A 21,378-nucleotide genomic window follows, 5' to 3' on the forward strand; every position below is an offset into this window, starting at 1 on the left:
CCGGCCGCGGTCAGGCCGAGGGGCTGTCCTGTACCAGGGCCGGTCCTTACTGGAACCAGAAGCCCTTATAATCGTACTTGAAGGTGCGGTAGCCCTGCATGGTGCACTCGTAGGCATACTGGCGGATCAAATTGCCCTGGCTGTCGTATTCGCCATACACCATGGCCACGCCGCTGTTGACCGCCCAGTGCCCGGTGTCCGGGTCGAGGGTAGCGTTGGACACGATGCTGGAATAGGGCACCGGGAAGGAGTCCACCAGCTCCACCGTGCCTGCGTTTTCGTCGATGCGGTAGGTGTAGCTGTAACTGGCGTCCCCGTTCCCGCCGTACATCTCGGTGCTGACCGTGTCGGGCAGGTCGGGCTGGTAGCCGTCGCTGCGGGAGGACAGGGCCCAATAGTTGTTGTTGAACATCCGCAGGTAGCACACCCCTTCTTCTTCCGCGGGGGCGTATTCGACGCTGTGCTGGCCGTACTGCCATGTAAAGTCGTTCACCGGTTCCAGGCAGTATTCTTCATAGCCGGTGCCCTCCCAGAAGGCGGGATCGCCGCAGAACCAGTCGATGGCCGCCTGGCCATGGACGTCCCCCACCTTGATGGCGGTGGAGGTCTCCCGGGAGGAGACCACCAGGCTGTCGCTGTCGGGCAGGTACTGGATGGTGTTCAGGTGGATCCAGTCCTGCTCCCCTGCCTGCCAGAAGAAGGGATCGGTGGCGCCGATGGGCCGGGTCTGGCTGTGGTAGTCCGCCATCAAGTCCTTGAAATCCAGCAGCAGATCCACCTCGCCGCTGGCCAGGTCCACTTCCACCACCAGGTCTTCCACATCCACCGCGCCGGTCTGCTCCACCAGAGCCACCACCGTGCCGTCCCGGCCATAGTTGATGTCGTGATGCAGTTCATACTCGCCCAGAGGGTACACCTGTTCCACCTCGCCCAGCCCGTTGATCCGGGCCAGCTTGTTGGCCGACACGCAGGTGACGATCTCATCCCCATAGGTCAGGATGCGGTCCATGCCAAAGCCTTCCAGCACCATCTCATAGCGCATGACGCCGGCGTTGTCGAACAGGAACCCGTATCCCAGATGGCCGTTGGTGCGCATCATGGTGAACAGGCCCTCGTCCAGCGGCTCGGTGCTCGTCCCGTCGGTCACCTCCAGGACGGTGTCGTAGCCGGAATAGGGCTCGGGCATCTCGATGGTGAAGCGGACGGTCTGCCGGACGTTGCCCCAGCTGCCCCGCAGTGTCATGGTGACCTCGTTCACCTCACCGGGCACCAGGCCGATCATCTGGAACTCATGCCGGGTGGAATACTCCCGGCCCGAGCTGTCGGCGGCGACGGCGGTGAAATCCGGGATGCGCTCATCCTCCACCCGGATGGTGTACTCCACCTGGGTGGGGAAATCCGTCTCAAAATACAGATACAGACCATTGGCCCCGGTGCCGAAGGGATTCAGCACCGCCAGAGGGGTCTCTGCGGTCCAGTTGAGGTTCTGGGTGGTCTGGCCCTTGTCCAGCACAGCCCGGATCCGCTGCTGGACGGCAGTGTCATAATAAGTAAAGCCTTCCTGGTCGATGTCGGTGGGGACCAGCTGCAGCACCGTGATGCTGGCATCCGCCGAGGCGGTGCGGATCTCGATCTGGTGTTCTTCCTCCACGCCGATCAGATCTCCCACATCCACGGCCCAGCCGTCCCGTATGGCAGTCTCCTGGGAGGTGAACCACTTGCCCACGGCCGGCGCCACGACGGGAACCAGGGCCGCTATGGCCAGCAGCACCGCCAGCACTACCACAATGGGTATCCAAATGCGCCTTTTCTTTTTTGGTTTTGTATTCATCTGCATCTATCCTTTCTGGATCGCCAAATCTTTCAGAAACCGGCGCCCCGCGCTGCCGCCGGGCGCCCAAAACCATCCTAAGTATAGCACTCCATTTTTGCAACGGTATGGCCAAAACCTATATTTTACGTTGCCCATGCCACCAAAGACCGGAAAATCTTCCCAAAGCTCCCTTTTGATCCTGGCGGGCCGTTTTTGGGGACAGACAGGGTTTGACTTCCCCCGCAGAGCGTGTTATGATTCCTCTGGCACATTCGCCTTTGCAGGGAGGGTTACGCATTGAATGATAAAAAAACGGTATTGACCAGGCTCTTTTTCTCTACGCTGTATCTCAGCGCCTTCACATTTGGGGGCGGCTATGTGATCGTCACCTTGCTCAAGAAAAAATTTGTGGACGAATACCACTGGATCGGCGAGGACGAGATGCTGGATCTGGTGGCCATCGCCCAATCCGCCCCGGGCGCCATCGCGGTGAACGGGGCCATCGTGGTGGGCTACAAGCTGGCAGGGATGCTGGGGGCCGTGGTGGCCATCGTGGCCACCATCATCCCGCCTTTCCTCATCATCTCGGTGATCTCGGTCTTTTATGAGGCCTTCCGGCACAACTTCATCGTCAGCCAGATGCTGGCGGGGATGCAGGCCGGGGTGGGGGCCGTCATCGCCTCGGTGGTGTGGGAGATGGGGGCGGACGTGGTCCACAGCAAAAGCGCCTCCTCCATGGCCATCATGGCGGGGGCCTTTGCGGCCACCTGCTTCCTGGGGGTCAATGTGGTGGCGGTGGTGCTGGTGTGCGCCGGCATCGGCGTGCTGCGGGTCCTGCTGGCCCGCCGGAAAGGGGGCGCAGGGCAATGATCTACCTTCAGCTGTTTCTGAGCTTTTTGCAGATCGGGCTGTTCAGCTTTGGGGGCGGCTATGCGGCCATTCCCCTGATCCAGGGCCAGATCGTGGACCAGCACGGCTGGCTGAGCATGGCCGAATTCACCGACCTGATCACCATTTCCCAGATGACCCCCGGCCCCATCGCCATCAACTCGGCTACCTTTGTGGGCATCAAGATCGCGGGGCTGCCGGGGGCGGCCGTAGCCACCCTCGGGTGCATCCTGCCTTCCTGCGTCATCGTCACCCTCATCGCCAAACTCTACCTCAAGTATCGCAATCTGGCAGTTCTACAAGGTGTATTGGGTTCTCTGCGGCCTGCGGTGGTGGCCATGATCGCCTCGGCGGGCATTTCCATCCTGGTCACCGCCTTTTGGGGCTCCTCGGCCATCTCCCTTGCCTCCACCCAGTGGGTGATGGCAGCCATCTTCGCGCTGTGCGTTTTCCTGCTCATGAAGTGCAAGCTGGACCCCATCCTTGTCATGGTGCTGGCGGGAGTGCTCAAGCTGGTTACGGCGGCTCTGGGCCTCTCCTGACCGCTTTCCGGAGCGCGGGGCCTCCCATTTTTATACAAACAGCATTACGTCATACAGCATACAACCATTCGTATAGCATCATTTTACGATTTCCTGCAAAAAAGGACCGCTGCACAACGGCTTTCGTTCTGCAACGGTCCCTTTCTTTTTATTTTTCCAGCACGCCGGCAGCCAGGTATACCTCCCGCAGCTGGTCGTAGGCTTTTTTGGAGCTGCTGCGGCGGGCCTGGCCGATCTTATACCGCTCCTGTGCCACGATCCGGACGGCCCGGACGGCCCAGTAAGCGGGCAGCAGCCAGGGCGCCTTTTCCAGGCGGGGGTACCGCTTATGCAGCACCTCGGCGGAGGGGAAGCACTGGCGCAGCACCTCCCGGGGCATATTGTGCAGGTAGGTGCCCTGGCCTCTCTGCTGTACCTGCAGGGCCCGCTGTACCTCCCGGTTCCCGTGTACCCCTGCGCTGACGAGGTAGTCCACCACCAGGGCGGCGTCCCGGTCCAGGGCGGGAGTACCCGTCCCATCAAAGCAGGCGTTGGCGATCCGCTCCATCTGGCGGGCGAAGGCGGTCATGTGCACCGCTTCCAGCTGGCTGCGGATGCGGGCGGCATCCAGGGGCAGCCGCTGCTGACGGAACACATAGATATCCGCCAGAAAGCGGATGCCCACCCCCGAGCCGGTGAAGTGCTTGCGGAAGTGCAGCAGGCTGTGGACATAAAAGTCCTCCATCCCCATGCGGTAGATGTGCTTTTTGCCCGGCAGCAGGTTCTCCGGGTCCCACAGCCCCTGTTCCTTCTGCTCGACCCAGGCGGCCTCGTCCGCCGGCAGGCTGCGCCGGTCGGTGGCGCACTGGTGCAGCTCCACATACATGAAGGGCAGCTTCCAGTATCCATCGTGGAATCCCTTTTCGGTGTCGTCGTAGACATAATCCCGGGCTTCCATCCAGGTCCGCATCCGTCCGCTGTCCATCTGCCGGATCACCACATCCAGGTCCGCCATGCTGCGCATCAGCGGGTCGGGATAAAAAGTGCGCGTGATCCAGCCCTTTATGGGCATACAGTCGACGCCCTCCTGCTCAAAGCTGTCCAGCAGGGCCTGGATCTCATATTCCTGCATGACCCCCAGCTGGATCATCTTTTCATAGGGACGCTTCATGCTCTGCTGCAAAGGCGCCCAGGCCGCGCCCTTCTGGTTTTTGAGCACCGGGTAGATCATGCTCACCAGGCTCTGCCGCAAGATCAGATCCTCCAGCTTCTGGGTGCTGCACCCTGCGGGCCAAGGCAGCTGCGCCTGCCAGTCCTGGTGCAGGGCAGCCCGCATCAGAGCCAGCAGCAGTCCCGTTTCATTGAGATGCTTCAAATCCTCCTCGTTCCTTTCATACCTCATCCGTGCTTCGGCTTGCTCTTGCCGCCGGCTTTCCGGCCGGTCTTTTTGGTGCCGTTCAGCTTTTCCAGCAGGGCGTTCTTCCGCTCGGCCCGCCGGGCTTCCTCGTCCGGCTCGGGGGCGGGCTGGGGCGCGGCAGGCGGGGCCTGTTCCGGCTCGGGGGCAGCGCCCACGGTCTGGTACACCTGCTGTTCCTCCTTCACCTCGGGCTCCTGCACCGGGGCGGCTTCGGGCTGCTCTTGGGGACGGTCGGCCGGTTCCGGTTCATCCTGTGCCGGAGCGTCCTCCTGGGACTGTTTCCAGCTGCCCTCGGCGCCCATCTGGAGCAGCGCGTCGATGGCCTCGTCGTCCGACAGCACCTTATCCTTGCCGTCCTGGTCGCCGATCAGCTCATCCAGCACACTGCGGGGCTCCTCCGGAGCCTGGCCGGGGGTGGACCAGCCCGCGTCGCTCTGCTGGGGAATGGCCGGGCGCTGCTCGTCGGCCTCCATGGCCGTATCCGCCGGGGGCGGAGGCGGGGGCGACTGCCACGAGCGGAAGCCCCGCATCTGCTTGGAGGCGTTGACGATGCAGCCCAGGATCCGGATGCCCGACTTATCCAGCTTGTCGATGGCCTCCTGGATGGCGGGCATGGGCACCGTGTCGTAGCGGATGACCATCAGCGCCGCCTCGGCGATCTCGTTCAGACGCAGCACGTCCGAGGACTGGCCGATGGAGGGCGTATCGACGATGATGTACTCATAATGGGGGATCATCTGTTTGAGGAACTCGAACAGGGCGCCGTCCAGGTTGACCGCGTTGCGCTCCAGCACGGCGGGCAGCAGATCCAGATACCCCGTCAGGGACACCACCGCATCCTGTACGGTGGCCTCCCCTTTATACAGCGCGTTCAGGGTGCGGTTGTAGTCCACCGTCTGGAGGAACATCCCGCCCAGGCTGGGATTGCGCAGGTTGAGGTCCACCAGCAGCACATGGCGCTCCAGGTTGGAGATCTGTACCGCCAGGTTGGCCGCAACGGTGCTCTTGCCCTCACCATCCTCCGCGGAGGTAATGTAGAAGCAGTGGTTCTTGTTTTTGCCGCTGAGGCGGTTGCAGAGGATGTAAGCCGCGGCGGCAAAGTTCTGTTCGATGGAAGAGTTGCCCGTGGGCTCGCTGCTCAGCAGCTCCTTGGTGCTCTGGAAATAGGGCACATCCCGGGGGATGATGCCCAGCATCTCCAGTCCCAGGGTATCCTCCACGCTTTTGGGATCCATCAGGGTGGGCCGCACCAGGAACTCGATGCCCACGATGCCCAGGCCCAGCACCAGGCCGATCAGGCCGGTGATCCACCACCGGATGCTGACGTATCCGCCGCCGCCCGGGGTGAAGTAGGCCGCGGGCGCGTCGATCTCCATCAGGGAGCCCTGCATCAGGGTCAGGGGCATCATCCGGCGTGTGACGTTCAGGATGGAATTCATCAGTTCCACACCGGCGTCGGCGTTGGTCCACCAGAGGGTCATCTCCAGGATCTGGGTGTCGTTGTAGCGCCGGATGCTCAGGTTGCTGGCCACATCCTGGGGCGTCACCGAGATCACCTCGGCCTCGTCGATGGCGGCGCTCAGCACCCGGTAGCTGGTCATCAGATAGGCGGTGGCCTCGGTCATATCCTCGGCCAGGTTGAAATCGTGGCCGCCGGTGGTGGCGTCCTCTGAGGTCACAGCCACCGAACAGTAGATCTCATAGCTGGTGTAATTGCCCCGCACAAAGGAGATGCTGTTCAGCACAAAGCCGATGGCAAATCCCAGCACCGTCAGTCCCACCAGCAGTTTCCACCGCTTGAGGAGGGTACTCAGCAGATCCCCGATCCGGATCTCGTCTTGATTCATATCCGTTCACCTCCGTCCTTTCTGCCTGTCAATGCTTGGGCGCAGGGGGTGTTTCCTTCTCCTGCTTTTCCTTGGGGGGTTCCTCCTGCTTTTTCCTGCGGGCCTCCTCGTGTTTGCGGGCGGCCAGCCGGATCAGGAACACCATCAGGCCGATGACTCCCACCGTCAGCAGGGCCGCCAGCACCAGAGCCACGACGCTGCGCAGGGTGAACAGCGAGATGGTCCAGGTCTGCACGCTGGCCGTATCGGTCACGCGGAAGGTGTATCTCTGCTCCGCATCGCCGTTGTGCAGGATGTAGTAATCCCCCTCGGGCAGGTCGGTCAGCACCAGGTCCTGACCGTCGGAAGTCCAGGATTCCAGCATATTGTCCTGGCTGTCGTACAGGGCAAACTGCTGGTCCAGGGTGTTGGTGCGCAGCACCGCGTCCACCGGGTGGATCACCACCCGCAGCACACGGTTGGTGATCTCCAGCTGAGCGCTGCTCTCGCCGTTGACCCGGCCGTCCGCCGTCACCACCATTTCATAGGTGTCGCTGTCCGGCCGGTAGTCCCCCACCGTCTGGCTCTGCTGGATGGTGTAGGTGACGCCTTTTTCCAGGTTGGTCAGCACGGCGTTGCCGGCGCTGTCGGTGGTCAGCTGCTGGGTGAGGCCGGTGCGCTGGTTGGTGACGGTGAAGCGCGCTCCGCCGATGTTCTGGTCGGCGTACAGCTCATCCGCCACGTGCAGCACGATCTGGGTCTTTTCGGCCTCCACCTCGTGCACCTCGGGCAGCGCGCCGGTCCTTTGCTCCACCTCGGCGGTGAAGGTCTCGGTCATCGAGGCGTAGTACTCGGGCGCTCCTACCTGCTGCACCGTATAGGCGCCCAGGTACAGCTCGTCGCTCTCCCCGTAGCCCTCCTCGTCGCAGTAGATGGTATCCACCACCTGGCCGGTGGTGTAGCGCACCGTGCCGTCCATGGTGATGATGTTCTCCGCCGCGATCACCCAGAAGGTGCCGCCGCCCACCGGCAGCTGGGTGTCGGCGTCGTTCATCTGGATCCGGATGATGTTTTTGGCCGGGGACAGGCGGATCTGCACCACATAGGGCTCGGGCCAGTCGAACAGCTCATTGACATCAAAGTAGGTATCCGCCGCCAGGTCATAGCCTTCCGGCGCGTTCAGTTCGTGGAAATAATAGTTCCCCTGCCAGATCTTTTCGGGCAGATAGAAGGTGCCGTCCTCCCGGGTGGCGTACAGCCGGTAAGAGACCTTTTCGGGGTAATAGGTGTTCAGGATCTGGAGGGAGCCCTCCTGCAGGTGGGTGATGTCGGTGCGGTACAGCTCAAAGCGGATGTTTTCCTCCTGGATGGGGCGGTCGGTCTCCGCGTCCACCAGTTCCACATACACCGCCGACTTGACCCCTTCGTCGGGGTAGGCTCCTCCGCCGCCGGCGACGATCTCCTCCTCGTCGTCATCGCCACCGCCGCCGTCCCAGTCATCCCAGTTCCAGCCGCCGTCCCAGTCGTCCCAGCTGTCGCCCTCCCATTCGTCCCCGTTGGGGTAGCTGGAAGCGCCGCTGGAGGCGCCGTAGTCCTCCAGATAACCGGTGTAGTCGCTGAGGATGTACAGGCCCAGCAGTGCGATGACCAGGATCAGCACGAATACCAGGCCGCTCATCATATCGGTAGCGGGCTGCCAGAAATTGTATCTGGAATCTCCCCGTCTCTTTCTGGGCCTCATCGATTCTGCCCCACTTTCAGCATCTTCTCAAACTCCTGCACCGACAAAGGCTGGGAGAAGAAGTACCCCTGGCCCTCGGTGCAGCCGCACTTGCGCAGCATGGTCAGCTGCTCCATGCTCTCGATCCCTTCAGCCAGAAGGTTCAGATGCAGGGTCTTGGCCTGTTCAAACACCGGGGGCAGGGCCTCGGGCTTGCCGTCCAGCCCTTCGCTGCGCAGGTCCAGCTTGAGCTGGTCGGTGCTCATCTGCCCCACGCTGCTCAGCTTGATGTAATCCCCGTTGAAGCCGTCCAGAATGACCCGGAAGCCCGCCTGCTGCAGCCGGGCCACCACGTCGGTCAGCACGCCGTAGGCTTCCAGATAGGCGTGCTCCGAGATATCGATCTCCAGGTATTTGGGCGGGATGCGGTACTTTTTGAGCATATCCAAAAAGAAGTCCGCCACATCCATGGCCAGCACGTCGGTCTTGGTGACGTTCACCGACACCGGCACCGGATGCAGCCCGCCGTTGATCCAGATGCGCACCTGCTGGCACACCTTTTCCCATATGTACTGGTCCAGCTTGGTGATGTAGCCGTTGCCCTCCAGCACAGGGATGAACACCGCCGGCGAGATCACGCCCAGAGCGGGGTGGTTCCAGCGCACCAAAGCCTCCGCCCCGATCACCTTGCGGGTGTTCAGCTCATACCGGGGCTGGAGGAAGAATACGAACTCGTTGCGCTTCAGGCCGTCCAGGATCTGGGGCATCAGGATCTGCTCGTTGCCCGACGGGCGGCCCGCCGCCGCTCCGACCATGGTGCTGCGCTTGGGCAGCCGCTCCAGCAGCTCCACGATCTGCCGGGACTCCCGCCGGTCGCTGTAACGGCTCTGTTCCTCGGTGGTGGGGATGATGGTCTTGTGGAACTCCTCCAGGAACAGGGACATCTCCCGGTTCATGACATTGCGCAGGATATTGTTGGCGATGTTGAACAGGATGGACAGGATGACGCCGGCGATGGAGGTATAGAAGGCGGTATTGATGCCCGAAAGGATGTTCTCCACGCTGTTCAAAGCCGCGTCCACCGTGGTGAAACTGACCCCCTGCAGGCCCATCAGCAGGCCGATGAAGGTGCCCAAGATGCCCAGGCCGGTCATAACGCCGGGGATCTGGGCCGCCACGCTCTGCCAGCTGTACAGCCCCAGCACGTCCTCGTTCATACTGTCATCCAGGTCGCTGACGATCAGGCCGCTGTCCCGCTGCTGGCGCACCTTTTCGCGGTATTCCTGGAACAGCAGGTCCAGCCGCTTCTGGCGGAAGAACCGGTCGATCTGGAACGCCGCGATCCAGGCGGAGTTGCCCTCCGAACTGGCCGCCTGGGCGATGTTCTCCTGCCCGTTGCGCAGGCCGTTGGTGAATGAGATCACCGGCGCCAGGCAATAGATGCTGCCCAAAACGGAAATGATGCACATTCCCCCGACGACGATCAAGGACAGCAGATCGGGGGAATAACCCGCCAGCAGCAGACTGCTGACGATGATCACAACAATGAACAAATACGAAAGTCGTCTCACGACGTCGTCCACCTCCTGCAACATACCCCGGCCCTGGCGGGCAAGGCCTTTCACCAAAAAACAAAACGGCCGCAATCCAGACAAGAATTGCGGCCGAACCACCTTTCGCCGCATCTCCAGTCCCGCTTGATCTGCGTCGTTTAAGGCTTCCAACTTTGCGTCCCCACATTTCTATGGGTTTGCCAAAACGATATCCAATTTATGGGTGCACCATTGTGCTTATTCCTGAAAACATTTTATAATGTCATTTCTTTTTTGTCAAGCGGTTGGAAGCGTTTCCTGCATCTCATTTCAGAAATATACATTTTCCGAGAACTTTATGCATGGTTCCGGCCCTCGGGGGCCATCTCCACCTGCCGGTCGCAGATGGACAGGGCCGCAGGCCGGTGGGTGATGATCAGCACGGTCTTTTGGGTCATCCGGCGCAGGTTGGTCAGCAGCTTCTGTTCGGTGTCCTCGTCCAACGAGCTGGTGCACTCATCCAGGATCAAAATGGGACGCTCCGAAAACACCGCACGGGCAATGGCGATCCGCTGCATCTGCCCTTCGGACAGGCCGCTGCCGTGTTCGCCCAGGGCGGTGTCCAGGCCGTGTTCCAGCTCCCGTACAAAGCCGTCGGCGCAGGCCACCTCCAAAGCACGCCACAGCCGCTGTTCCTGGCGCATGGCGGCCGGCTCCCCAAAGGCCACGATCTCCCGGATGGTGCCGCTCATCAGCTGATTGCCCTGGGGCACATAGGCAAACAGCCCCCGCCACGCCGCTGTCAGCGGGTACTCCGCCGGGCCGGCGGCGGTCCTGGCCTTGAGGTAGCGCTGCCCTTTATCCAGGGGATACAGGCACATGAGCAGCTTGAGCAGGGTGCTCTTGCCGCAGCCGGAATGGCCGGTAAAGGCCACATACTCCCCCTTGCGCACCTCCAGGTCCAGCCCGTCGATGACGGCCAGCCGCTCCGAGACGTGGCTTTCCCCCTCAAAAGTGCGGTAGGAGAAGCTGGCGCCCCGCACGCCCAGGCTCTCAAAGGATTCCCGATAGAAGCGGGCGATCTCCCGGGCGGGGACCGGCGCCTCTCCGCCGTCATCGGGGTAAGCTTCAGCCTCCATCAGCCGCTCGGCGCTGGCGGTCATGGCATAGTATTGGGGCACCACTCCGGTGATGCCCGCCACCGGGGACTGCACTTGTCCCACCAGCTGCAGCACCGCCGCAAAGGTGCCGTACGAGATGGTCCCCTGCATGATCCCATAGCCGCAGTAGACCGCCGCCAGCAGATACCCGCCGTTGACGATCCCTCCAAAGCCGAAATAGCACAGATTGGAAAAATGGTTGCGCCGCAGCCGGGCGGCCTTGTGGGCCTCCATCTTTTGGGCGGCCTGCCGGCCGGTGCGCTCCTCCATGGCAAAAACATGGACGATCATCATACTTTCCAGCCGCTCCTGCAGGAAGGACAGTACCGCCCCGCTGGCCTCCTGGATCTGCTTGTGCAGCCGCTTGAGGACCTTTCGCAGCAGGGTGGTCACCGCCAGCACCGCCAGCCCGGCCGGCAGCACGACATAGACAAAGGCGGGCTGCAGGTACAGCAGCATCCCCAGCGCCCCCGCCAGCCGGGCCAGCATCCCTGCCAGCCCCGGCAGGATGTTCACCAGATCGTTTGCCACCACCACCGTATCCGATGTCAGCCGGGACACCCACTCCCCCGAGTGCTTGGCCTTTACGGTGGCAAAGTCCTTGTGCAGCAGGCAGTCGAACAGCCGGCTTTTCAGCCGGTTTTCCACGGTAGCCCGGGTCCACTCGGCCAGCAGGCTTACCAGTGCGTCCAGGATCATCTGCGCCAAAGTCAGCCCGGCCAGCAGCACGGCCGCCCACACGAAGGTGCGCATCCGCCCTGCCGCCGCCCCGTCGATCATCTCCCGAAACAGCATGGCATAGGCCACCCCGCTGGCCCCCAGGGCCGCTTCCATCAGCATCAGGCCCGCAACACAGCCTCTGTATTTTCCGGCCACCCGCCACAGCCACCGTGCAGCCCCCTGGCTGCGCCTGTTGTGGTTTTGCTCCATGCCCCGTCCCCTACCTTATTATAATGTGTTCTGTGCAGCGCCGTATTTGGCTTCGGCCTCGTCCGCCACTTGCCGGATACGGTCCACATAGCCGCCTTTCCACAGCAGGCACATCGTACGGTCGCAGCCCATGAGCTGGCGGTTTCCGTCCAATAATGCCGTTGCCCGGCACCCGCCGCCGCACTTATAGCGATACTGGCAGGCGTTGCACTCTGCATTTTCTGCAAGAAGGTCCCTGATGCGCCCGTTCACAAACTGCATATAATAGCTGTCGCTCAGGCCCTGTTTCAGACCAATGTCCTGCACCAGCGGGAATTTTTCCTGCTGGGGACTGGCTGTCATGGGCATACAGGGCAGCAGTCTGCCCTCTGGGGTGATATAACAGGACATCCGGGCCGCACCGCACATATAGCAGTTCAAACATTTTTCAGTTCCATCATGAGGTTCTGCAACAATTTTATAGGGCCTATTCCGACCAAGGTCTGCCACATTGCATAGAACCAAACGCTCGATAGGTTGTCCTGCTTGATAATACCAGGTGATATAAGGAATCATCGCTTCGACAAATTCTTGGTCTGTCATGGCATTGCCATCACAGTTGCGGCACCAAAGGTCTGTCATTGCAACATTGCCCACTTTTACATTTTGGACATCGCTTTTTTTCAGTGCTTCGATCGTCTGTGGCAAGGTATCCACATTGCCACGATGAATGCATATTTCAACATCGGTATAAAATCCTCGCTGGCTGCATAAGCGCAGTGCACGCAGCGCCGCCTCCTCTGCACCGGGAACACCCCGCATCCAGTCATGCCAGCCTACCCCATCAAAACTGATGGAAAAAGCAGGTTTTATCCCGCGCTGCTCAAATGCATCCAGAATCGCTTCATGCAACAGCCAGCCGTTTGTATAAATCTTTCCTATTACCATCCCATAGGAACGGATCCGGTCCACCAGCTGCCAGAAATCCTTCCGCACAAAGGGCTCGCCGCCCGTGATATCGACCTGCAGCACACCGCATTCCGCCATCTGGTCAATGAGGTCAAAAGCCTGCTGGGTGGACAGCTCCCCCAGCGCTCCCTCCGGCGCATCCATAAAGCAGTGACGGCAGCGATAGTTGCATTTTCCTGTGATGGACCAGAAGATGCTTCGTACATACCGGTTATGGTAATATTTGTAATACTGTCGTTTTTCTATTGGCTGCGGCTCTTCGCAAGATTCCACAACGCCGTTTTCCTCATACTGTTTCAGCGCCTTTTCCATTGCGTCATCCAACAGGCCGCCAGGCAGCTCTGTTTCTCCATCGCAGAGCAGCAGGGTCTGAAATGCTTCTTGTGACAGCTGATCGACCTGATTTTCGGGCTGTTTGACCAGCACCCAGGCCATTCCCTCCCAGCCACGCAGCGCATAGGGGGATTTTAGTCTATAAAACATAGGTCGTTCCTTTCGTAAATGCAGTTTACAAAAATCGGCAAACAGATCAAAAATCTGTTTGCCGATTCATTTATTTGTTTGTTTTTATGATGCTGTCAAACCATAATAACAAGACACGCCATTCTGGTTAGACCATGTTAAGCAACCGCCATTTTCACCATCCGAGGTCACCACTACATCATTGTTATCAAATAACACCAATTCAGCAGTGGCCGGCTCATATTGCGTATAACCCTTTTTCGAATCCATTACAATTCCTCCTTACTCATCGAAATAGAATCATCCAAAGCATTGTATTGTGTCAGCAGCATGTCATTTTTAGTGTTGCCCGTACTGGTTTCCCACTGCATTGTTGCACATACCATTGCTCTGTCCATGTGTGCAACCGCCATTTTCACCATCCGAGGTCACCACCACATCGCTATTGTCAAACAGGATCAGCTCGGCAGCCGCTTTGCGGTATTCCTTTTCTTATCTATATGCCTTCACCCCTCCTTCGGTTGACAATGCGTTGCAGTTTTCTATAAACACGTCCCGGAAAGGCCCGCAGCCACAAGGCCGTATAGCGCAAAGGGACGGTTTTGACATATTTCCGATAAGCCGGGCTGTCGCAGCTGGTGTATGTATCCCGTTCATCCTGATAGAAGCCGGTCATCACGCCGATCACCCAGCCGGCAGGCACCTTCTCGGACCGATAACAGTTGTCGCCCCGGATGCGGTAAGCGCCGTCCAATACCTTGACGATGCGGTGCAGCACATACTCCCCCGCCGGGCGGCGGTAGAGCACCACATCTCCCCGCTTGAGCGGCCCTTTGGGAGGTTCCAGCACCACGGTGCTCTTGCGGGCGTGGAGCAACGGCTCCATGCTCACCCCTACCGTCCAGGACAGGGCACGGTCTCCGGCAGCCAGCTGCTGTTCAATGGTCCGCTCCATCGCTCTCCAGTGCCACCTCAATGCTCTCCAGGAACGCCTGCACGTCCCGGCGGGCCGTTTCTGCGTCCACGCCCTCGTAGCGCTCCAGGGTCTTGGCTACAAGCTCCTCGGGGGTGGCGCCCTGCTCCAGCTCCTTCCAGTAGAAAGCGCCGGTCTCATTCAGCCGAATCATCCCGTTGAAGCTCTTGCTGGCCTCGCCGATGGCCACCACCATGGCCTCATCCCCCAGATGACGCAGCAAAAACCCCTTTTTGGTTTTCAGCATCTTGTTTCCTCCTCATCGTCTCATAAGAAAGCTGTGCAGCTGCCGGTTCACGGTTGCATTGCAGCAGGTAAAAGTCCACGGTCGTCATCATACGCTCCAGCAAGGTCCAGAAGCAATCGAAGCAAGGCTCCTTTTTTGGGATCAGCACCTGCTGGAAAATACGCCTGCCCGCCTCTGACATGGTCAGCCTGCGGATGCTGTTTTGGGGACTTTGCTCCAGAAAGCAAACGCCCCGCACTGGCAGCATGATGTTGCAGCCCAGCCTTTCTTTTCCCTGCCAGGGGGTGCCGCACGCATAGACCCCCTCTTTCTCCACACGGATCAACGGCTTATCGCCATTGACCACCTGGGCGCGGTCACCAAACAGATCCAGCCAAAGCCGGATGTGGGTCGTCTTGCCTGTACCACTGGGTGCAGCAAAAATATATGCCTCGCCGTCCACAGCCACCACCGCTGCGTGCATCAGAAATGCGCCATACTGCGGCATCCGGCAGCAAATGGCCCGGTAGATGCAGAGGCTTTCACAGTATCCCAGCGAAGCCGCCGGCATGGAAGCACGCTCCGTTTCGATCTCGTCCGCACTGGCACATACGGCAAAAGCCGGAGCTTCTTCTACACGATATCCCTCGCACATCTGCCAAATGTAGGAATACCTGCACCGGATCTCCACCACAACGCCCGCCAGCTTGATACAGAACTTCAAAAACCCACACGCTCCACTTCCTGGCCGGCGCACATGGCCCGGCGGATGAAAAAAGGCTGCAATGGCACCCGGATAACCAGGTCATTGCAGCCGAACCACCTTGCGCCGCAGCCAGCTGCAGACACGTCAGGCTTCATGCTTTGCGCCCCTGCATTTCTACAGGTTTGCCAAACAGATATTCTTTTTACAGAAGTATGTCACTTCTTTGTATCCATTTTAATCTTTCCCTGGCCGGTTGTCAAGGGCAAACGCCACTTTTGCGCCAAAAAGCCCCGAAGGTTCCTACCTTCGAGGCTTTTTGCACTGCATATGGAGCTGCTATCCAGATTTGAACTGGAGACCTCATCCTTACCAAGGATGCGCTCTACCAACTGAGCTATAGCAGCACAGCTGCGAGGTGTATTATAGCACACCGGGCGCAGCTTTGCAAGAGGGAATTTCAAGATTTTCTGGTTTTTTCCCGTTTTTCCCGCTCCGGGGTCTGGGGCAGCGGGGGCGCGCCGTCGGGAGCCACCTCCAGAGCGGCCTTGGCCCGCTGATCCCTGCGGTAGTGGGTGGGGGTCTGGCCGGTGGCACTCTTGAACATCTTGGTAAAGTAGTTCACATCCAGGATGCCCACCTTTTCGGCCACCACGGCCACCCGGGCGTTGGTGGTCAGCAGCAGGCGGGCGGCCCGCTCCATCCGGCGGCTGCTGATGTAGTCGGTCAGGGTCTGGCCTGTCTCCTGCTTGAACACGTTGGACAGGTAACTGGGGCTGATGTAGCACTGGGCCGCCAGGCTCTTGAGGGAAAGGCTGGAGTCCATGTGCAGGTTGACCTCGTTGATCACCTTCTGGATCAGGGGGCTGTACTGCTGCAGGGAGTATTTCTTTACATACAGGCAGTATTCCTTCACCATCCGCATCCGCAGCCGTTCCCCTTCCTCCAGGCTGGCCAGTGCCTCGATCTCAATGGCGAACCGGGACGAGATCCGGTCGATGTAATACGGGTGGACGCTGGCCTGCTCGATGGCCTTGCGCAGCAGGCTGTTCAGGATGATGGAAAAGTTCTTGAAGTCCCGCAGGGGGCTGTGCAGGCGCGGCGTCAGCTGGAACCGCCGGAAATTCTCATAGGCGGCCATGGCCTCCTCGTTGTCGCCTTTGGTCACCGCCTGCAGCATCCGGTTCTCACTGGCATAACGCTCGGCGATCAGTTCGGCGGGCAGCTGTTCGGTGAAGGACGTGTCGCTGAAACTTTCGATGCTGAGCCGAAAATGCAGGGGCATAAACTCCCGCCACTCCTCGGTGCGCAGCTCCCCCTCGGGAAAAAGCAGAGAGATGATGGCAAACAGGAGCGTCTTGATGGCGTTGTCGTCGATCTGCCGCACCCGGTTGTGGTATTCCTCCACCACCTTCTGGGCCTTTTCGTCCAGGTAAGCGCTGCACCAGGCGATGGATTCCTTGCTGCGCGGCCCCGAGGCCCAGGGCCCAATGCAGTACAGGGTATTCTTTTCGTCCGGCGAAAGGAAAAACGCGAACCGCAGCTCGAACACGCCCCGCACAAAAACCAGCCGTTTTTCGGGCACCTGATGGAGCATCATGTCCCCGAAGCCCGGCCAGTCGAACTCTGCATCCAGGGCCCGGCGCAGGCCGTAATCAAAATTCTCGATCCCCTCGAAGGGCGGGGTCATCCTGGTCAAGCCCACATTCTGCGCGCCAGTCAGCTTTTCCAGCACGCGGCTGATCTCGACCTTCATCCAATCACCTTCCGTTTCCTCAGTCTTTGATCTCGATGCTTTTCCGTATTGCCCCTTCCGCCGCGGAAGTTGTTCTCTCAAGTTTCTGTAAATACGGCCCTATTATAGCACAAAAGTTCATTTGAGAAAAGACAGGCGGCTTTGCGTGCGGGCATTTTTCACACTTCAAAGGCCCGAATTTGTTCTGAAGTATACGATTTCTTTGCCCAAAAGCCGGTAAAATCGGGCAGAATGAAAAAATTATACGGATTCCCCCAAAAATAATCCTTTCCTTTTGGGCTTCTTTTGTGCCATAATAGGAATAGTGATATATCGCCCGCCGCCGGCTGTGTCCGGCCGGCCCATACCCCCAGAAGGAGGAACGCTTCATGGCAAAAAAAGCATCCGACAACCTTACATATTACCACAATCCCAACGGCCCTACCATCGGCACGGTGTCCCGCCGGGTCATCGAGCAGGACGGCCTCACCTTTAAGGATATCGACGGCACCGGCCAGCTGACAGCCGTCAACGACTGGCGTCTGGACCCCGCCGACCGCGCCGCCGCCTATGTCAAGACCCTGACGGTGGACGAGAAGATCGCCCAGCTGTTCATCTCGGACTGGCGGATGGGCCCCGCCTGCCCCGCACCCGGCGCCGGCCACACGGTGGTCCCCGATGAGTCCGGTGTTCTGGATGACGCCGAGTTCAACGGCAAGACCATCTTTGGCGAACAGCACCTGCCCGGCACCACCACCCTGATCAAGGATTGGTTCAACCGCCATCTGATCCTCCGGGCCAACCCCACCCCCTCCTACATGGCCGACTGGCTCAACCAGCTGCACGCCGTGGCCGAGGAGTGCGAGCACTTCGTTCCCGTGCAGGTGGTCTCCAACTCCCGCAACGAAAACGGCGAGGTGGTCTTTGGCATGAACGACGCTTCGGGCGTCTTTGCCACCTGGCCCGGCACCATGGGCATTGCCGCCGCCGTCCGGGGCGAGGACGGCGACATGGCCATCATCGACAAGTTCGCAGACTGCGTCCGGCGCGAGTGGTCCGCCTGCGGCCTGCGCAAGGGTTATATGTACATGGCCGACTGCGTCAGCGACCCCCGCTGGCAGCGCACCTTCGGCACCTTCGGCGAGGACCCCGAGCTGATCGAAAAGATCTTCGAGCACCTGATCCCCGGCATCCAGGGCAGCACCGACGGCGTCACCAAGGACGGCGTGTCCATGACCGTCAAGCACTTCCCCGGCGGCGGCGCCCGCGAAAACGGCTTTGACCCCCACTATGCCGCCGGCCAGTGGAACGTCTACGCCACCGAAGGCTCTTTGCAGAAATACCACATCCCCGCCTTCCGTCCCGCCATCCAGTACCATGCGGCTTCCATCATGCCCTATTACTCCAAGCCGGCAGCCGCCAAGAGCGGCCCCCAGACCGACTGCGAAGGCAACGCCCTGCGGATGGACCCCTACGGCTTCGCCTACAATAAGGTGTTCATCGACGGTATCCTGCGCCATCAGATGGGCTTTGCGGGCTACATCAACTCGGATACCGGCATCACCCACAACATGAGCTGGGGCGTGGAGGCCCTGGATGTGCCCGAGCGGATCGGCTTTGCCGTCACGCAGTCGGGCGTGGACCTGATCAGCGGCCTGTTCGACAACGCCGAGGGCCGTGAAGCCTACGACCGCGCCACCAACGGCTACTACGACACCCACCCGGTGCCCGAAGGATTCCGCAAAGAGGACCTGGTCCTCACCGACGAGAGCCTGGACCGCGCCGTCACCCGCACCCTGACTGAGCTGTTCCAGCAGGGTATGTTCGAGAACCCCTACGCCGATCCCAAGCACGCCGCCGAAGTGGTGGCCAACGAGGAAGACTGGAACGAGGCTTCCCTGGTGCACCGTGAGAGCGTCGTCCTGCTGAAAAACCAGGATCACACCCTGCCCCTGACCAGCGACAAGCTGTCGGGCGCCAAGATCTACGCCGAAGCCTTTGCCAAGGAGGCCGAAAAGGGCGAGGCTGCCACCAAGGCCCTGCGCGAGATGCTGGCCCACTACCACCTCACCGACGATCCCGCCCAGGCCGACTACGCCATCCTGATGGTCAGCCCCTCCTCTGGCGCTTACTTCAACGCCACCCCCGGCTATCTGGAGCTGGACATCTGCGAGGACAAGACCGTCTGCGACGTCGGCCCCGACGGCAAGCCTCTGGCTCAGACCCACGTCGAGACCACCCTGTCCGGCGCCAAGTGGATCCCCGCCATCGCCGCGGCGGTCCATGCCCACGGCGGCAAGGTGATCACCAACATCAACTTCCCTCTGGCCTGGATGGTGGGCAACGTGGAGCCCTACGCCGACGCCCTCACCGCCGGCTTCGACACCTACCCCTCCGCCACCCTGGATGTCATCTTCGGCCGCTTTGAGCCCATCGGCCGGCTGCCCATCACCCTGCCCCGCGGGGACGAAGTCCTGGCGGTCAATGCCGACGGCATCTGCGCCAGCCCCAACGATGTGCCCGGCTACGACAAAGACCAGTACATGGCCGATTCCCTCAAGGACGAGAACGGCAAGGCTTACGCCTACCGCGACGCCGCCGGGAATTACTACGAGCTGAACTTCGGCCTGCGTTATTGATTTCTTTCTCTGCGGATTCCCTTCCGTATACCTGCCCGGCCGGCGCCCTCCGCTGGCCGGGCAGGGCTTTTTCGGCGCGCACCCGCAAAAAGCGGCCCCTGTCTCTGCCTGTACAGAGCCGGGGGCCGCTTCGTTTTGGGTGTTTGGGAAGGTATACCTTTCCGGTTTGCGGACCAATCGTCCCGTTTGCGGCAAAACGCTTGATTGGCGGCGCTTTTTCCTGTATACTAAATTTGTAAAAAACAGTAAATCCAATCTTTCATTTTGTATACTTTTTTGTACACAGGAGGCAAATCATGCGTTTGAAACGGCCTATTGCGTTCATCCTGTCGGCGGCGGTGGCGGCAAGCGCCCTCACCGGCTGTGACAGTTTCTCGGGCCACGCGGCGGCTGCGGCCAACAGTGCCCAGGTGCAGCAGCTGATCGAATTCATCGCGGACCTCGGTCTGGAGCGGGACCTGCGGCAGGCTTTGCAGAGCGGCGGCGACCTGCGCCGGGCTTTGCTCACCCTGCTGGGGCTGGAAAGCGCGGTCAACTTCAATGTGGACGGTCTGGCCGGCGCCCGGCCCGGCCAGCACGCGGTGCAGGTGTGGGAGGTGACCGCCCAGAGCGCCGAGGACGCCGCAGCCCTGGCGGCCTCCCAGATCCGCGCGGTGCTGGAGCAGCTGAAATCCAATGGCGTGACCGCAGGCCGCATCGGCATGGTGGAAGTAGACGGCAAATACTACGTCGTGGTGGACGTGGAAGTGACCGAGGAGAATACCTTTGAGCCGATAAAGCCCGTGAGTGATGACGATGATGGCGGGGAAGAAAACAGCGGCAGTCAGGACAAAACAATCATAGATGGCGTGACCGAAAATGCAAGCGGCTTGCTTACCATTGATGTGGCAAAGCTGGGGCTGAATGAAGATGATATAAATGCTGCGGCTATCATAGAAGAAATCAATACGCAGGCCGAAACACAATACAATTACAATCATATCGTCGAGCTTGATTTGAGCGGCTGCCAAAACTTGACCATTGACAACGGTGCATTTTTGGGCTGCACCAGCCTGCAAACCGTCAAGATGGGCAATGTAAACACCATCGAGCAGGGTGCATTTTCTAGCTGCACCGGCCTGCAAACCGTCAAGATGGGCAATGTAAACACCATCGGGCAGGGTGCATTTTCTGACTGCGACAACCTGCAAACCGTCAAGATAGACAATGTAAACACCATCGGGCAGGGTGCATTTTCTTACTGCGACAACCTGCGAACCGTCACCATGGGCAATGTGGACACCATCGGCGACTCCGCATTCCGGAACTGCATTACCCTGCAAACCGTCACCATGGGCAATTTGGACACCATTGAGCCCTATGCGTTCAGTGATCTCCGGGAGCTGCAAACCGTCACCATGGGCGATGTGAACACCATCGGGCGGGGTGCATTCAGTCACTGCTCTAAACTGCAAACTGTCAAAATGGGCAATGTAGACCTATTTTTCAATTATGCGTTCGCTGACTGCATCAGCCTCACAAACATTCGCTTCAAAATCAGTAATTTTTCAAGGATAGACCCTAATGCATTTTATAGTGCCGGCTCCAGTCCTAAAGTAACCAAGGTCAACATTTACAGCAACATAAGTGAAAATGATAAGGAAGCTGTTAGAAGCTGGTTTGATTCAGACGTTCAAGACAAAGTTGAATTTCACTCCTACGATGCGTGGGACCCCTCTCTCCTGAACATCCCCGCCCTGCCAAGCCTGTTGTGACACATACCCCCGGCTCCCGCTTGAAAGCCGGGGGCTTTTGTTTTTGAATTTTTTATGAACATCATCCAGAATTTCACACCTTGTAAGCAAAGATTATACAGAATTTTCCTAAAATTTTCCTACCTTCCCGC

The 21,378-nt window shown here is 59.8% G+C and carries 16 protein-coding genes, 1 tRNA gene and 2 riboswitches; of the genes, 4 read left to right on the forward strand and 13 right to left on the reverse strand.

What is annotated here, in order from left to right; translation table 11 throughout:
• Positions 1–46: 46 nt before the first annotated feature.
• The gene (locus B5E66_RS01660) at positions 47–1,831 is read right to left on the reverse strand and encodes an aryl-sulfate sulfotransferase (RefSeq protein WP_087228240.1); all 1,785 of its coding nucleotides are present in this window, start codon (positions 1,829–1,831) and stop codon (positions 47–49) included.
• A 279-nt stretch (positions 1,832–2,110) separates the two neighbouring features.
• On the opposite strand from B5E66_RS01660, the gene B5E66_RS01665 reads away from it, so the two are divergent.
• Entirely contained in the window at positions 2,111–2,683 is a 573-nt protein-coding gene (locus B5E66_RS01665; protein WP_087228241.1) for a chromate transporter, read from the forward strand.
• On the forward strand, positions 2,680–3,243 hold the full coding sequence (locus tag B5E66_RS01670) for a chromate transporter (protein WP_087228242.1): 564 nt from the start codon (positions 2,680–2,682) through the stop codon (positions 3,241–3,243). The genes B5E66_RS01665 and B5E66_RS01670 overlap by 4 nt, the downstream gene beginning before the upstream one ends.
• Before the next feature lie 148 nt (positions 3,244–3,391).
• On the opposite strand, the gene B5E66_RS01675 is transcribed toward B5E66_RS01670, so the two are convergent.
• The 12 genes from B5E66_RS01675 to B5E66_RS01725 all read right to left on the reverse strand — a co-directional run bounded on the left by B5E66_RS01675 (position 3,392) and on the right by B5E66_RS01725 (position 16,875).
• The gene (locus tag B5E66_RS01675; protein WP_158098306.1) at positions 3,392–4,597 is read right to left on the reverse strand and encodes a nucleotidyltransferase family protein; all 1,206 of its coding nucleotides are present in this window, start codon (positions 4,595–4,597) and stop codon (positions 3,392–3,394) included.
• Positions 4,598–4,620: 23 nt separating this feature from the next.
• Positions 4,621–6,486: a polysaccharide biosynthesis tyrosine autokinase gene (locus tag B5E66_RS01680; RefSeq protein ID WP_087228244.1), complete on the reverse strand. Its 1,866-nt coding sequence runs from the start codon at positions 6,484–6,486 to the stop codon at positions 4,621–4,623.
• Positions 6,487–6,514: 28 nt separating this feature from the next.
• Positions 6,515–8,206, reverse strand: a complete 1,692-nt coding sequence (locus B5E66_RS01685; protein ID WP_087228245.1) for an MSCRAMM family protein — start codon at positions 8,204–8,206, stop codon at positions 6,515–6,517.
• Positions 8,203–9,756, reverse strand: coding sequence for an EAL domain-containing protein (locus B5E66_RS01690; RefSeq protein WP_158098307.1), 1,554 nt, complete (start codon positions 9,754–9,756; stop codon positions 8,203–8,205). Before B5E66_RS01690 ends, B5E66_RS01685 begins: the two co-directional genes overlap by 4 nt.
• An 85-nt stretch (positions 9,757–9,841) precedes the next feature.
• Positions 9,842–9,950, reverse strand: a riboswitch (cyclic di-GMP riboswitch).
• Between the two features lie 123 nt (positions 9,951–10,073).
• The gene (locus tag B5E66_RS01695) at positions 10,074–11,807 is read right to left on the reverse strand and encodes an ABC transporter ATP-binding protein (protein WP_087228247.1); all 1,734 of its coding nucleotides are present in this window, start codon (positions 11,805–11,807) and stop codon (positions 10,074–10,076) included.
• Positions 11,808–11,825: 18 nt separating this feature from the next.
• Entirely contained in the window at positions 11,826–13,238 is a 1,413-nt protein-coding gene (locus B5E66_RS01700; RefSeq protein ID WP_087228248.1) for a radical SAM/SPASM domain-containing protein, read from the reverse strand.
• Positions 13,239–13,322: 84 nt separating this feature from the next.
• Entirely contained in the window at positions 13,323–13,487 is a 165-nt protein-coding gene (locus B5E66_RS13060) for a hypothetical protein (protein ID WP_158098308.1), read from the reverse strand.
• 226 nt (positions 13,488–13,713) lie between these two features.
• Positions 13,714–14,172: a S24/S26 family peptidase gene (locus B5E66_RS01705; RefSeq protein WP_087228249.1), complete on the reverse strand. Its 459-nt coding sequence runs from the start codon at positions 14,170–14,172 to the stop codon at positions 13,714–13,716.
• Positions 14,156–14,437 carry a PqqD family protein gene (locus B5E66_RS01710; protein WP_242955967.1) on the reverse strand — a complete coding sequence of 94 codons (282 nt, stop codon included), beginning with the start codon at positions 14,435–14,437 and terminating at the stop codon, positions 14,156–14,158. The genes B5E66_RS01705 and B5E66_RS01710 overlap by 17 nt, the downstream gene beginning before the upstream one ends.
• Positions 14,391–15,140 (reverse strand): hypothetical protein, encoded by a 750-nt coding sequence (locus B5E66_RS01715; protein WP_087228250.1) that lies wholly within the window; start codon positions 15,138–15,140, stop codon positions 14,391–14,393. Before B5E66_RS01715 ends, B5E66_RS01710 begins: the two co-directional genes overlap by 47 nt.
• An 82-nt stretch (positions 15,141–15,222) precedes the next feature.
• A riboswitch (cyclic di-GMP riboswitch) is annotated at positions 15,223–15,319 on the reverse strand.
• Positions 15,320–15,450: 131 nt separating this feature from the next.
• Positions 15,451–15,526, reverse strand: a tRNA-Thr gene (locus tag B5E66_RS01720).
• Between the two features lie 53 nt (positions 15,527–15,579).
• Positions 15,580–16,875, reverse strand: a complete 1,296-nt coding sequence (locus B5E66_RS01725) for an AraC family transcriptional regulator (protein ID WP_087228251.1) — start codon at positions 16,873–16,875, stop codon at positions 15,580–15,582.
• Between the two features lie 368 nt (positions 16,876–17,243).
• On the opposite strand from B5E66_RS01725, the gene B5E66_RS01730 reads away from it, so the two are divergent.
• Together B5E66_RS01730 and B5E66_RS01735 are read left to right on the forward strand one after the other, a co-directional pair.
• A complete protein-coding gene (locus tag B5E66_RS01730; RefSeq protein ID WP_087228252.1) occupies positions 17,244–19,493 on the forward strand; it encodes a glycoside hydrolase family 3 N-terminal domain-containing protein in 2,250 nt (749 codons plus the stop codon).
• Positions 19,494–19,789: 296 nt separating this feature from the next.
• The gene (locus tag B5E66_RS01735; protein WP_087228253.1) at positions 19,790–21,247 is read left to right on the forward strand and encodes a leucine-rich repeat domain-containing protein; all 1,458 of its coding nucleotides are present in this window, start codon (positions 19,790–19,792) and stop codon (positions 21,245–21,247) included.
• Positions 21,248–21,378 lie beyond the last annotated feature (131 nt).

Origin of the sequence: Faecalibacterium sp. An121 (genome assembly GCF_002160915.1) — a bacterium.
Taxonomy (GTDB): domain Bacteria; phylum Bacillota; class Clostridia; order Oscillospirales; family Ruminococcaceae; genus Faecalibacterium; species Faecalibacterium avium.